Genomic DNA, 13,842 nt, shown 5'->3' on the forward strand with positions numbered 1-13,842 from the left:
GAACCCCGTGCTCGCCAGCTACGTCGTCGACTCCGGCTCCCCCGACAGCCTGCGTCTCGGTCGGCTCGCGGCCCCGACGCCCGGCCCCGGTCAGGTGCTCGTACGGGTCGAGGCGGCGAGCCTGGACCGCGTCGACACGTACATCCGTCGCGGCACCCACGGAATGGCGGTCACCGGGCCGACGGTCCTCGGCCGGGACGTCGCCGGCACCGTCGTGCGGACCGGCCCCGGCGTCACCGGCCTCACTCCCGGCGACGCGGTCGTCGGGCTGGCCACCGGCACCCACGCCGAGCTCGCCGTCGTCCCGGCCACGCACTGCCTCCCGCGGCCGGCCGCGCTCGACGCCGTCCACGCCGCGGCGGTGCCCACCGCCGGACGCACCGCCTACGACGCGGTCGTCAACCTCGCCGGGGTGCGCCCCGGCGACCGGGTCCTCGTCGTCGCCGCCGCGGGCGCGGTCGGCACCTTCGCCGTCCAGTACGCCCACCACCTGGGCGCGCGCGTCGTCGGCACCAGCGCCCCGGCGAAGGCCGACGCCGTACGCACCCTCGGCGCCCTCGACGTCGTGGACCACTACCGCCCCGACGTCGTCGAGTCCCTGCGTGCCGCCCTGCCCGGCGGCGAGGCCGACGTCGTCGTTGAGTCGGTCGGCGGCACCCTGTGGTCCGACGTGCTCAAGGTCCTCGCCCCCGGCGGGCGGCTGGTCACCTGCGGCGTCACCGCCGACAGCCACGCCCACCTGCACCTGGGTCGACTCATGGTCAGGGGCTGGACGCTGCGCGGCATCGGCCGGCCCGGGCCCGAGGCGGTGGCCCGCCAGCTACGCGAGGCCCTCACCCTCTCGGCCGTCGCCGCCACCCCGGCAGTCGCCGCCACGTACCCGCTCGCGCATGCCGCGGCCGCGCACGACCGGCTGGAGGCATCCGATTTCGTCGGGCGGATCGTCCTCACGACCGGCTGAGCGGGGCCGCGGTGGGGCGGTGGCGGCCGCCGAGCCGGTCTGCGGGCGGGGAGGGGTCGCGTGACGCTGTCGAGCTGAGTCGTCTGTGACATCAAGGCGTCGTCCGGGCCGCTGTGGCACCAGAGGGCCGTGAATCGTCTACGACATCAGCTCGAAAGCGCCCCGCATGTGGGTCCTCCGCCGACAGACACCACGCCAGTGTTACCGATCAACGCGCAGAGACGGAGGCACTACGTGAGCGGCTCCCCCGACACGGCGGACAGGACGACGAGCGGGATCTGCCGCCCGAAGCCCGCGGCCCGTTCGGCGTAGCGCCCCACGTTCGGTTTCTGCGCCACGACGTGCGCGAGCAGCTCCGGGTCGCGCTCCCCGTCGGTCACCCGCGCCCGCACCGCGATCGTCCGGCGCCGCAGGACGATCCAGCAGAGGTCGTGGTGACGCGCGTTCACCACCCAGGCCGGGTCCGTGGGACCGCCACCCTTGGAGCCGACGACCACCAGGTCCGGCCCGTGCGGCACGTACGGCAACGCCGCGTCGCGCAGCTGCCCGGACCGGCGGCCCACCGTCGTCAGCAGCAGCGTGGGGTGGTACGGGAACCGGCCCGCCAGCGCGTACTGCAACGACACGAGCGAGAACCCGGTCCGTCGCACCAGGAACCGGTCGAACGCCATCCCGCGCGGCCCACGGATAACGATCAGCCACGACCGGCCGTACGAGGCGAACGACCTCGTCTCCGCACCGATCCGCTTCCCCCGGCTCATCGCGCCCGAGCCAGCAACGGTGACAGCGTCCCGGCGACGTCGGCGACGTCCTCGATGCCCCGGACCACCTCGACGAGCTGCTCCTGCGTGCCCGCGTCGAGGATCCCGTCGCAGAACGTGGCCAGCTTGCCGGCCACGAAGTCCCAGTCGGCCCGCGTCGCGACGTCCCACGGGTCGCCCTGGGCGAAGTCCGACTCGACGACGTACTCCCGGCCGCCGGCCCGGATCGTCAGCGCGCCGCGCGTCCGGCGGATCTGACCACCCGGATGCTCCCTGAGGTCGGCCTCCCACTCGGCGTCGAGCACCGGGTCGGGCGCCGTCGTGATGCGGCGCGCCAGGTCCCACACCTCGGGATCGGCCAGCCGCTGCGGGTCGTACCACTGCGGCCCCGGGGGGTGCCCGAGCAACGCCAGCGCCGCGGCGTACGGCATGTTGAAGGCGCCGTCCAGCGGCGCGACGAGCGTGTCGGGGATCCGCGGGGCCGGCTCCCTGAACTGCAACGTCCGGTAGGCCGCCGGGCTCAGCCGGATCTCCATGGACTCGATCTGCGACACCGGCACCCCGTGGGTGCTCGGGAACGCGCGGATCGCGTCGAGTGCGGCGTGGGTGAAGCGGCACGTCGGGTACGGCTTGAGCGACGTCTCGCTGATCCACCACGTCGACCCCAGGCCGGCGACCATCTCGTGCCGCTCGCCGCCGAGGAAGCCCATCGCCTCGATGAAGCCCGGGGTGCGGTCCAGCACGTCCAGGTCGCCGGTGTAGCCCTCCTCGGCGAGCGCCGCGCCGAGCATCCCGGCGTGCGCGATCGCGCCGTACGGGCCGTACTTGAACGCGTTGAACGAACGCCGCTCGGCCATGTAGGAGTTCTTCGCCGGCGGGGCCAGCCAGGCGACCAGGCCGAGCGCGTGGGTCAGGCGCTCCGGCTCCCAGTCGCCGACGACGGCGCACGCCGCGGCCGTGCCCATCGAGGCGTACCCGTGCGACGACAGCGGCGACCAGCGGAACTGCCCGTCGGAGAAGGCCATCAGCGAGGTCGACAGGTTCAGCCGCGCGTTGATCTCGAAGGCGATGATGCTCGCGCGCAGCAGGCTCGCCCCGTCGGCGTGCAGCCGCTCGGCCTCGGCCAGTCCGGCCGCGACCCCGAACACCGCGAAGTGCGCCGAGTTGAAGAAGGTGTCGTCCGCGTCCAAGGCGTTCATCATGTCCGCGTTGGCGTGCGCGGCGTTGATCGCCGCGACCCGCTGCCCCAGCCCGAACACCGTCGCCTCGGCCGGGCCGCCGAAGCGGGCGGCGACCCGCTGGACCATGCGGCTGCGTCGCAACCGCACCGCCGCCAGCCCGCAGACGAGCGAGTCGAGAAGGACGAGCTTGCCGTAGTCGCGCACCGACTCGGGGACGTCCTCGTCGCGCGTCGTCGTCGCGAACCGCGCGAGTTGTTGCGTCCGGGTGGGTCCCGTCGCGCCGGTCACCGTTCAGCCCACCTTTCCCGGCGCGACGAGCCGGTTGCCCTGCGCGTCGCGCGGCAGCGGCACGGGGATCGCCGCGAGCAGCTTCTGTGTGTACTCGTGCCGCGGGCTGGCGAAGATCTGCTCCGTGGTGCCGGTCTCCACTACCTCGCCGGAGGCCATCACCATGACCCGGTCGGCGATGACCTCGACGAGAGCCAGGTCGTGGCAGACGAACAGGTACGCCAGGCCCAGCTCCTCCTGCAGCTCCCGGAGCAGGTTGAGCACCTGCGCCCGCACCGACACGTCCAGCGCCGCGACCGGCTCGTCGCACACGATGAGGCTCGGCTTCATCGTCAGCGCCCGGGCGATCGCGACCCGCTGCAACTGCCCGCCGGACAGCTCCGCCGGGTAGCGCTCCAGGTAGCGCGAGCCGATACCGACCCTGTCGAGCAGCTCGACGGCCTCCCGCTCACGCGTGACCCTGTCCTTGTCGGTGTGCACGAGGATCGGCTCGGCGACCGCGTCCTTGATCGTCATCCGCGGGTCGAGCGAGCTGTACGGGTCCTGGAAGATCATCTGCATCCGCTGGCGCAGCTCGCGCATCCGCTTCGTGGCCAGCACGTCGATCCCGTCGAAGGTCACCGACCCGGCGTCCGGCTCGATGAGGCGCAGCACCATGCGCCCGACCGTCGACTTGCCCGCGCCGGACTCGCCGACGACCGCGAGGCACTCACCGCGCTCCAGGGTGAAGCTCACCCCCTTGACCGCGTGCGACCACTTCGTACGCCGGCCGAGCCAGTCCCGGCCGGAGCTGAACGACTTCGTGAGGCCGTCGACCTCGAGCAGGCTCATCAGACCGTCACTCCGTCCAGAGAGAGTTCCGCGACGCGTACGCACCGCGCGTCGTGCCCGGCGGCGCCGTCGACCCGGACCAGGCCCGGGTGGGCCACGTCGCACCGGCCCGGCTGGGCGAACTCGCACCGGCTGCTGAACCGGCACCCGTGCGGCCAGGCACCCGGGGCCGGGATACCACCGGGGATCGAGTGCAGCCGCCGGCCGGTGCTCACGCCCGGCCTCGGGATCGACCCGATCAGGCCGGAGGTATAGGGGTGCCGCGGATGGAAGAAGATCTGCTCCGAGGGCGCGTTCTCGGCCACCTCGCCGGCGTACATGACCACGACCTGCTGGCACAGCTCGGCCACCACCGCGAGGTCGTGGCTGACGAACAGCAGCGCCACGCCGGTCTGTTCCTGCAGGTCCCGCAGCAGTTCGAGGATCCGCTCCTGCACCGTCACGTCGAGCGCCGTCGTCGGCTCGTCGGCGATGAGCAGGCGCGGGTTGCACGCCATGACCATCGCGATCATGACGCGCTGGCACATGCCGCCGGAGAACGCGTGCGGGTACTCGTCGACCCGCTGCGCCGCCCGCGGGATCTGCACCAGCTCCAGCATCTCGACGGCACGGGCCCGGGCCTGCCGGCGGTTCATGCCCAGGTGCCTGCGCACCGACTCCGCGATCTGGTCCCCGACGGTGTAGGCCGGGTTCAGGCTGCGGATGGGCTGCTGGAAGATCATGCCCATGCCGGGGCCACGCAGGTTCCGCCACTGCTTCCGGGTGCCCGCGGTGAGGTCCGTGCCGTCGAAGACGATCCGGCCCGAGGCGATCCGCCCGCCGGTCGCCTCGGTCAGACCCATCACCGCGACCGAGGTCACCGTCTTACCCGACCCGGACTCGCCGACGAGAGCCAACGACGCTCCCGGCTTGAGGGAGAACGAGACGTCCTGGACGGTCGTCTGCCACCCGCCGGAGGGTGCGGGGAACTCGACGCTCAGGTTCTCCACGCGCAGCAGGTCCGCCGCCGGGCCGGTGGCGGCGTCGGTCCTGGTGCCGGCGGTCCCGCCGGATGCCGTTTCACGTGCCATGTCAGCTCCTGGTGGAGGCCGGGCCGGTCAGTTGCCCGACCGGGTGCGCACGAGGGCGCGACGGACACCGTCACCGACGTAGGTGAAGGCGAGGACGGCGAGGAAGATCATCACGCCGGGCGGCCAGACGAGGTACGGCGCGAGGCGCATGTTCGACGAGGCCGTCGAGAGCATCGAGCCCCAACTGGCCGTGGGGGCCGTGACGCCCAGCCCGAGGAAGCTCAGGCTCGCCTCGGCCGCGACGGCGCTGCCCAGCGACACCGAGATGACGAGGATGATCGGCGGCAGCACGTTGGGCAGCACGTGTCGCACCGCGGTGCGCAGGGTGCTGCAGCCCAGGGCGATCGAGGCCTCGATGTAGGTCTCGTGCCGCACGTCCATCGTGCCGGCGCGGGCCACCCGGAAGAAGCGCGGTGCCATGACCAGGCCGATGGCGAGCATCGCGTTGGTGATGCCGGAGCCGAGGACCGCGACGATGGTGATGGCCAGCACGAGCGACGGAGCGCTCATGAGCGCGTCCATGACGCGGGTGAGGATCGTGTCGACCCAACCGCCGCGGTAGCCCGCGATCATCCCGAAGGGCAGCCCGAGCACGAGCGCGACGGCCGAGGCCTGCAGCGCCGCCCAGAGCGAGACCCGCGCCCCGAAGATGAGCCGGCTCAGCACGTCCCGGCCGTAGTCGTCGGTGCCCAGCCAGTGTTCGGCACTCGGCGGCTTGAGCCGCTGCAACAGGTCCTGCACGTCGGGGTCGTACGGCGCCAGGGCCGGGGCGAAGATCGCGATGAGGGTCAGCACGAGCAGGAAGACGCCGGCCACGATCGTCGTGGGGCGACGCACGATGCTCCTGAGGATGCCGGGGGCGGCGACCGGCTCCGGCGCACCCGTACCGACGGCCGCCGTGGGCACCTCGGTGAGGACGGTCCCGGTGAGGCCGTCGCCGGGCACGCCGACGTCGGATGATTCGCTGCCCGGCACCGGGGACGCGGGGGGCCGATTCGTGCTCATGACCGCACCTTCGGGTTGAAGTAGCCGTAGGAGATGTCGACGATGAGGTTGACGAGCACGACGATCGTGGTGCTGAACAGGACGAAACCGAGCAGCACCGGCACGTCACGCCCCTGCACGGCCTCGACGGCGGTGCGCCCGAGGCCCGGCATGTTGTAGATCATCTCGATGGTCACCGACCCGGCGAGGACCTCCGCAACGCGGAAGCCGAGGACGGTGATGACGGGGATGCACGCGTTCTTCAGGGAGTGCTTGAACACGACGCTGGCGCGCGACAGACCCTTGGCCTCGGCGTTGAGGATGTAGTCGGTCTTCATGACCTGCCCGAGCGCCGAGCGCAGTTGCAGGGTCACCTCGGCGGCGGGGAGCAGACCGAGGGCGATGCCCGGCAGGATGAGGTGCGACAGCCACGGCCAGAACCCGTCGGAGAGCGGTTGGTAGCCGAAGGCCGGGAACATCTGCAGCCCCACCGCGAAGACCGAGGCGAGCACCAGGCCGAACCAGAAGCCCGGGATGGCGATCGAGATCGAGGCGAACCAGTTGACGACCCGGTCGACGATGCCGCCGGAGCGCAGCGTGGCCACGAGCGCCAGGGTGGTCCCGAGCACGACGGCGAAGATCATCGCGACGAGCACCAGCGACATCGTCGTGGCCATCCGCCGGGTCAGCAGCTCGGTCACGGTCTGGTCCGAGAGGAAGGACGTGCCGAGGTCGCCGCGGACGACGTCGCCGATCCACGTGAGGTATCGCAGAAGGACCGGATCGTTGAGGTTGAGTTCCTCGCGGATCGCCTCGACGCGTTCCGGGGTCGGTTCGTCACCGGCGAGGACGGCGGCCGGGTCCCCCGGGGCGAACTCGATCAGGACGAACACGAGCAGCGGGACGACGAACAGCAGGGGTATTGCCGCGAGTAGTCGCCTGCCGGCGTAGCGGAGCATGTCCTACCTCGACTCTGGGCGTGGTGCCTGGGACTGGCCGGTCGCGCGGCCTGGTGCCGGGCGGGGCCGGTGAGGTGTCGCCGCCGGCCCCGCCACGGCGGGTGGGTCCGGCGGCGACACCACCGGGTGGTCAGGAGCGGACGGTCACTTCTTGACCGCGATGTTGCGCAGGTCCCAGATGCCGATGTTCGACATCGGGATGTTGTCGAAGCCGACGACGTTCGCCTTAGCGACGGTCGCGTTGGTCTGGTTGCACAGCGGCACGTACCAGGCCTGCTCGAGAGTCGTCTTCCAGATGTCCTGGTAGAGCGGGGCGCGCTTGTCCATCGACAACGCGGGATTGCCGGCCTCGGCTGCCTTGGCCGCGACGAGCGAGGGGTCCGCGGCGAGCTTGTAGGTGTTCAGCAGGTAGGTGTTCACCGTCGCCGCCGGGTCGGCCTTCGGGCTCCACGACGTGGCGACCATCATCTCGAAGTCACCGGCGATGAAGCGCGGCTCGTTCTCGGTGTTGGGCACGGGGTTGAGCGTCGCGTCGATGCCGACGGCCTTCAGCGACGCCTGCACCACGTTCGCCGGCTGCTCGGCGTTCGTGCCCGCGGCGAAGGTGATGGACACCTTGGCGCCGCCGGCCTGCTGCACCAGGGCCTTGGCCTTGTCGACGCTGAACTCGTACGGGTAGGTGTAGTTCGGGATGCGGCTCGGGTCCGTCTCGCCGACGAGCTGGCGCGTCGGCGTGCAGTAGCCGCTGAAGAGCGCGCTGATCGCCGCCGGGTCGACCGCGTGGGCGATCGCCTGGCGGACCTCGGGCTTGGCGACGGCGCCCTTGTTGGCGCGCATGTAGACGCCCACGAGGTTCTTGAACTTGACCTGGTGCTGCTGCAGGCCGCTGCCCGTGGTGACGATCTTCTCGACCGTGGCGATCTCACCGGCCGAGCTGAGCGGGGCCAGGTCGACCTGGCCGCTCTGCAGACCGTTGAGGCGGGCCGCGGCGTCGGGCACGCGTTGCAGCTCGATGCCGCCGAGGCGGCCGACGTTCGGGTCCCAGTAGCTGTCGGCCCGCTTGAGGACGAGCTTCTCCTGGGGCACGAGCTCGGTGGCGACGTACGGGCCGGAGCCGGCGTTGCCGGGCTTGTTCTTGATGTCGACGCCGTCGGCTATGGCCTTCGGGCTGACCATCATGCCGGCCGTGCCGGTGAAGGACGCGGGGAGCTGGACGCCCTTGCCCTTGACCAGCTTGAGGCGCACGGTCGTCTTGTCGACGACCTCGACCGACTCGATGTCGGCGAGGTCGCCCTTGAGGGTCGAGGCCGCGAGGGTCTTGCCGCGCTCGATGTTGACCTTGACGGCCTCGGCGTCGAACGCCGTGCCGTCGTGGAACTTCACGTCGTCACGCAGCTTCAGCTCGAGGACGCTGCCGTCCTCGACGAAGTTCCACTCCTTGGCCAGGCCCGGGACGATATTGTCGTCCTTGTCGAGCATGGTCAGCCGGTCCCAGACGAGGAACAGGTAGCCCCAGGCGCCGTAGCTCGTCTGGGCGGCCGGGTCGAGGTCGCGCAGCGGACCCGCCGACGCGAACTTGAGCACGGCCGAGGTGTCGATCTCGCCCCCGGAAGCGCCGGTGGTGCCGGAGCTCTCCGGTGAGCTGCAGCCGGCCACGGCGAGGGCCCCGATGGCGATCAGCGCGAACACACGTTTCTTGGTCCTGTTCCTGACGCCCATTCTCATCCTTCCAAAAAACGAGCCGAGTGGTTCCGGCTGATCGGTGGTGGTGCTGCCCCGTCCGGCGGCTGCCCGGCGGGATCGGTGGGATCGGTGGGATCGGTGGGTCGATGCGATGGCCTTCAGGTGTGCGGGTGCCGGCCACCCGGCGGGTCAGCCCTCCGCGGAGAGGATCAGTGCGCTGGTCGGGACCCCGACGCCGGCCGTCACGAGGACGGTGCGTACGCCGTCGGGCTGGTTGGTCGAGGTCCCCCGGACGAGGCGGACGCCCTCCGCGACGCCGTTCGTGCCGTGCAGGTAGGCCTCGCCGATCTGGCCACCGTGGGTGTTGGTCGGCAGCGACCCGGTGACCTCGAGGTTGCCGTCGGCGATGAAGTGCCTGGCCTCACCGCGACCGCAGAAGCCGTACTCCTCGAGCTGGTGGAGCACGTACGGGGTGAAGTGGTCGTAGAGGATCGCCGCGTCCATGTCGGCGGGCCCGAGGCCCGACTGGGCCCACAACTGCCGGGCGCAGAGCTCGACCTCGGGGATCCGGGTCAGGTCCTCGCGGTAGTAGCTGACCATCTGGTACTGGTCCGGTCCCAGACCCTGGGCCGCCCCGACGATGTAGGCCGGGGTGGCGGGCAGGTCCCTGGCGCGCTCGGCGCTGACGACGACCATCGCCTGACCGCCGTCGGTCTCCTGGCAGCAGTCGAACAGGTGCAGCGGCTCGGCGATCCAGCGGGAGGCCTGGTGCTCCTCGAGGGTGAGCGGCTTGCCGTGGAACCACGCCCTGGGGTTGTTCGCGGCGTGCTTGCGGGCGAGCACGGCGACCCGGCCGTAGTCCTCGCTGGTCGCGCCGTACTCGTGCATGTAACGACGGGCGAACATCGCGGTGTGCTGGGCCGGGGTGAGCAGGCCGTACGGGTTGACCCAGGAGCGGTACTCGTTGTCCGAGGTGGCCTGGGTCTTCGCCGGAGGCGGCCCCTGCCCGAAGCGGACGCCGGAGCGCTCGTTGAAGGCGCGGTAGGCCACGACGACGTCGGCGACGCCGCTCGCGACGGCCATGGCGGCCTGCTGGACGGGGGCGCAGGCGCCGCCACCGCCGTACGGGATGCGGGAGAAGAACTTCAGCTCGGGGATGCCCAGGCTGCGGGCGACCATGTTCTCCGGGTTGGTCTCCATGGTGAAGGTCGTCATGCCGTCGACGTCGGCGGGGCTCAGGCCCGCGTCGGCCAGGGCGGCCGAGACCGCCTCGACGGCCAACCGCAGCTCGCTGCGGCCGGAGTCCTTGGAGAACTCCGTCGCGCCGATGCCGACGATCGCGGTACGCCCCGACAGGAAGTTGGACGTCACGTCACTGCTCCGTTCCGCGGGGCAGGCGCACGGTCACCTCGGAGACGGCGTGCGCGCCCTTGCTGTTAGTGCCGCGCACCGCGACGCGCACGGTGTCCTCCTCGACGCCGACGACCTCTCCGGTCAGCCGCATCACGTCGCCCGGGAAGTTCGGCACCCCGAGGCGGGTGCTCAGGCGCACCATGCGCGCGGCGGGGCCGGCCCAGTCGGTGACGTAGCGGCCGACGAGCCCGTTGGTGTTGTTGATGCTCATGTAGGTGTCGGGGGTGCCGCGCCGCTCGGCCTGGGCCGGGTCGTGGTGCACGTCCTCGTAGTCGCGGGTCGCGAGGGCACCGGCGACGATGAGGGTCCGGGTCAGCGGGATCTCGAGCTCCGGCAGCGTGTCGCCGACGCTCACCTGCGCGATGGTGATCTGCGTGCCGCTCACAGCTGCTCCCCCGCGTCGACGAGGTCCGCGAGCTGCTGCAGGTGCCAGGCCCCCGAGCCGGCGGTGTTGGCCAACTGGGTGGTCCAGAGCATGTAGCGGTGGATCGGGTAGGTGACGTCGGCGCCGATGCCGCCGTGCACGTGCTGCACGGTGCGCGCGACGCGGTCGCCCGCCTCGGCGGCCCAGTACTTCGCGACGTGTACGGCCGCGCGGGGCGGCCGGTCGGCCGTCTCGCGCCAGAGCGCGTTGAGGTAGGTGACCTCCATCGCCTCGGTGTCGATGTGGCAGTCGGCGATCTGGTGGGCGACGGCCTGGAAGGTCGCGATCGGCACACCGAACTGCTCGCGCCCGGAGGTGTAGTCGGCGGCCTGGCGCACGGCGGCCTGGCTGACGCCGCTCTGCAGGGCGGCCACGGCGATCCAGACCTGGCGCAGCAGCCAGTCGAGCCGGTCCTCCCCCGGGCCCTCGGCGAGCAGCTCCGCGGCGACGCCGTCGAGGTGCACGTCCGAGGCGAGCCCCCGGTCGGTGCGCTCGAAGGTGTCGCGGCGCACCCCCGCGCCGGCGGTCGGCACGAGGTAGAGCCCGACCGTGCCCTCCTCGTCGGTGGCCGGGACGACGATCGCGTCGGCGAGGTGCGCCGAGCGGACGCCGACGGCGGCGCCGCTCAGGGTGACCCCCGCACCGTCGGGCCCGGCGCCGGACCGGGCGCGGACGCGGGCGCCGTACGGCCGGGCGTCGGCCAGGTCGTCGACGGCCACGGTGAGGACCACGTCCCCGGCGGCCACGCGGGGCAGCCACTCGGCCTGCTGCTTGGCGTCGCCGTAGCGCACCAGCGGCAGGACGCCGCCGACGAGGGTCTCCCACAGCGGGACGGTGCCCAGCGTGCGGCCCTGCTCGACGAAGACCCCGGCCACCTCCCACAGGCCCAGCCCGGCGCCGCCGTGTTCCTCGGGCACGAGCAGCCCGAGGACGCCGGAGCCGGCCAGGTCGCGGTACAGGACGCGGTCGAAGCGGTCCGGCCCGGCCTCGATGTCGAAGAGGCGCTGCGGGTCGCCGTGGCGCGAGAAGACGTCGCGCGCCAGATCGTTGACCGTGACCTGGTCCTCGGCGAGCTGGAAGTCCATCAGTTCTCCTCTCCGGCGGGCTCCGATGCGGAGGTCGCGGCCCGGAAGCGCGGCAGGGTGAGGTTCTCGTCGTAGTCGAGCCAGTCGACCCGCACGGGCATGCCGATCTCGACCTCGTCGGCGTTCCCGACGAAGTCGGCGACGAGGCGCGTGCCCTCCTCGAGGTCGACGAGCACGACGGTGAGCGGGTAGTCGTACCCGGGCGCCTTCGGGTGGTGGCTGACGACGTAGCTGTGCACCGTGCCCCGTCCGCTCGCCTCGACCTCGTGCCACGCGTACGACTGGCAGGAGGGGCAGATCGGGCCGGGCGGGTGACGCAGCGTGCCGCAGTCGGTGCAGGCCTGGATGACGAGGCGACGCTGTGCGGCGGCCTCGAACCAGAAGGCGTTGTCGCGCAGGACGAACGGCCTGTGCCGCTGCGCCGGGTCGGCGGCGGCCGGTGCCGGGGGCCTGGCGCGGGACGGGTCGAAGCGCAGGATGCGGAAGCGCTGGCGGGCCACGACCTCGTCGTCCTGGTCGGTGTAGGTGCGCAGCGTCGTGATGAAGTGGCCGGTGCCCAGGCCCGTGGTCTTGCGCGGGGAGACGTCCTCGATGACCGTCGTCATCTTGATCTCGTCGCCCAGGCGCAGCTCGCGCACGTACTCGTGCTCGTCGTTGGTCGCGACGACCCCGACGAAACCGGCCCCGGCGAGGATCGCGAGCAGCCGGGCCATGGGGGTGTCCGCCACGGCGCCGGCCGTGTGGGCCTTGTAGCCGACCATGAGCCAGGTGGACAGCATCGGCGGCGGGGCGACGACACCCTCGCGGCCGGTGGCCCGGGCGGCCCGCTCGTCGACGTACACGGGGTTCTCGTCGCCCATCGCCTCGACGAAGTGACGGATCATCGCCTGGTTGACGGCGTCCTGGGCGTGGCGGGTGGGCGTGGCCTCGAGCCCGACGAACTCCCGCAGGCGGGCGAGGAAGGCCTCCTCGTCGGTGGCGTCGGTGGCCGGGGTCCGCGTCGTGGCGCTCATGCGGAGCGTCCCTTCCTCGGCATGCCGAGGCCGGCGACCGCGATCATGTCGCGCAGCACCTCGTTGGTGCCGCCGCCGAAGGTGTTGATGTAGGAGCCGCGGGTGTATGCCTCGAGCTGTCCGCCGAGGACGGCGTCCGGGGCGCCGGGGCGCCGGGTCGCGCGGGGCCCGACGACGGAGACGAGGTTGCGGCAGACCCGGTCGTGGGTCTCCGTGCCGTAGACCTTGGCGACGGACGCGGCGGCGGGGGCCGGGTTCTGGCCCTCTCCGACGACGGCGATCTTCCAGTTCAGCAGGCGCATCGCGGTCAGCTCGGCGTAGTCGCGGGCCAGCTCCGTGCGCACCCACGGCTTGTCGAGTACGCGGACGCCGTGGGCGTCGGGCTCGGCGGCCCACGCGGCGACGTCGGTCCACAACTGCTCGGTACGCCCGCCCATGGCGGCCAGGCCCACCCGCTCGTGGCCGAGCTGGCCGGTGATGAGGCGCCAGCCGCCGTTGACCTCGCCGACGAGGGCCTCGGGGCCGAGGCGTACGTCCTCGTAGTAGGAGGCGTTGGTGTGGGTGATGCCGCTGGTGGCGATCGGCGTGCAGCTGAAGCCGGGGTCCGACGTCGGCACGATGAGGATGGTGATGCCCTTGTGCTTCGGGGCGGCGGGGTCGGTGCGCACGGCCATCCAGACGAAGTCGGCCTGGCTGGCGCCGCTGGTGAAGACCTTCTGGCCGTTGACGACCCAGCCCCCCTCGGGCGTGGCCTCGGCCCTGGCCTTCAGCGAGGCGAGGTCGGTGCCGGAGCCCGGCTCGCTGTAGCCGATGGCGAAGATGACGTCGCCGGTGAGCATGCCCGGCAGGTAGGTGCGCTTCTGCTCCTCGGTGCCGTAGCGCATGAGCATCGGACCGATGTTGTTGATGGTGACGAAGGGGAACGGCGCCTGGGCGCGGTTGATCTCGTCGAAGAGGATGTACTGGTCGAGCGCCGGGCGGCCCTGGCCGCCGTACTCCTTGGGCCAGCCGAGCCCGAGCAGGCCGTCCCTGCCGATCTGACGGATGATCTCGCGGTACGCCGGACGGTCCTCGTTGGTGCCGCCCAGCGCCTCACGGACCTCGGGCGTGAGCAGGCGCGCGAAGTAGGCGCGCAGCTCCCGGCTCAGCTCTCGATGCTCCGGGGTGTACTCCAGGTACATGGATGTCC

Annotated in this window: 13 protein-coding genes; 1 reads left to right on the forward strand and 12 read right to left on the reverse strand. The window is 71.9% G+C overall.

Features of this window, described 5'->3' with window-relative positions; all coding sequences use genetic code 11:
- Window positions 1-7: 7 nt before the first annotated feature.
- Window positions 8-961: a zinc-binding dehydrogenase gene (locus EV374_RS17175; RefSeq protein WP_132236545.1), complete on the forward strand. Its 954-nt coding sequence runs from the start codon at window positions 8-10 to the stop codon at window positions 959-961.
- Between the two features lie 230 nt (window positions 962-1,191).
- On the opposite strand, the gene EV374_RS17180 is transcribed toward EV374_RS17175, so the two are convergent.
- The 12 genes from EV374_RS17180 to EV374_RS17235 form a co-directional block, all read right to left on the reverse strand.
- On the reverse strand, window positions 1,192-1,722 hold the full coding sequence (locus EV374_RS17180; protein ID WP_132236547.1) for a nitroreductase/quinone reductase family protein: 531 nt from the start codon (window positions 1,720-1,722) through the stop codon (window positions 1,192-1,194).
- On the reverse strand, window positions 1,719-3,191 hold the full coding sequence (locus EV374_RS17185; protein WP_132236549.1) for an MmgE/PrpD family protein: 1,473 nt from the start codon (window positions 3,189-3,191) through the stop codon (window positions 1,719-1,721). The genes EV374_RS17180 and EV374_RS17185 overlap by 4 nt, the downstream gene beginning before the upstream one ends.
- Before the next feature lie 3 nt (window positions 3,192-3,194).
- Entirely contained in the window at window positions 3,195-4,022 is an 828-nt protein-coding gene (locus EV374_RS17190) for an ATP-binding cassette domain-containing protein (protein ID WP_132236551.1), read from the reverse strand.
- Window positions 4,022-5,092, reverse strand: coding sequence for an ABC transporter ATP-binding protein (locus tag EV374_RS17195; RefSeq protein ID WP_132236553.1), 1,071 nt, complete (start codon window positions 5,090-5,092; stop codon window positions 4,022-4,024). The genes EV374_RS17190 and EV374_RS17195 overlap by 1 nt, the downstream gene beginning before the upstream one ends.
- A gap of 27 nt (window positions 5,093-5,119) precedes the next feature.
- Entirely contained in the window at window positions 5,120-6,097 is a 978-nt protein-coding gene (locus EV374_RS17200) for an ABC transporter permease (RefSeq protein ID WP_132236555.1), read from the reverse strand.
- Window positions 6,094-7,035, reverse strand: a complete 942-nt coding sequence (locus EV374_RS17205) for an ABC transporter permease (protein ID WP_132236557.1) — start codon at window positions 7,033-7,035, stop codon at window positions 6,094-6,096. Before EV374_RS17205 ends, EV374_RS17200 begins: the two co-directional genes overlap by 4 nt.
- Window positions 7,036-7,179: 144 nt before the next feature.
- Window positions 7,180-8,754 (reverse strand): ABC transporter substrate-binding protein, encoded by a 1,575-nt coding sequence (locus EV374_RS17210; protein WP_132236559.1) that lies wholly within the window; start codon window positions 8,752-8,754, stop codon window positions 7,180-7,182.
- Between the two features lie 153 nt (window positions 8,755-8,907).
- The gene (locus EV374_RS17215; RefSeq protein WP_132236561.1) at window positions 8,908-10,089 is read right to left on the reverse strand and encodes a lipid-transfer protein; all 1,182 of its coding nucleotides are present in this window, start codon (window positions 10,087-10,089) and stop codon (window positions 8,908-8,910) included.
- A gap of 1 nt (window position 10,090) precedes the next feature.
- Complete coding sequence (locus EV374_RS17220) at window positions 10,091-10,516, reverse strand: MaoC/PaaZ C-terminal domain-containing protein (RefSeq protein ID WP_207914272.1); 426 nt, start codon at window positions 10,514-10,516, stop codon at window positions 10,091-10,093.
- Window positions 10,513-11,640, reverse strand: coding sequence for an acyl-CoA dehydrogenase family protein (locus EV374_RS17225; RefSeq protein WP_132236563.1), 1,128 nt, complete (start codon window positions 11,638-11,640; stop codon window positions 10,513-10,515). Before EV374_RS17225 ends, EV374_RS17220 begins: the two co-directional genes overlap by 4 nt.
- On the reverse strand, window positions 11,640-12,653 hold the full coding sequence (locus EV374_RS17230; protein ID WP_132236565.1) for an FAS1-like dehydratase domain-containing protein: 1,014 nt from the start codon (window positions 12,651-12,653) through the stop codon (window positions 11,640-11,642). Before EV374_RS17230 ends, EV374_RS17225 begins: the two co-directional genes overlap by 1 nt.
- Window positions 12,650-13,834, reverse strand: coding sequence for an acyl-CoA dehydrogenase family protein (locus tag EV374_RS17235; RefSeq protein ID WP_132236567.1), 1,185 nt, complete (start codon window positions 13,832-13,834; stop codon window positions 12,650-12,652). Before EV374_RS17235 ends, EV374_RS17230 begins: the two co-directional genes overlap by 4 nt.
- Between the last annotated feature and the right edge of the window lie 8 nt (window positions 13,835-13,842).

The organism is Micromonospora sp. CNZ303 (genome assembly GCF_004345505.1).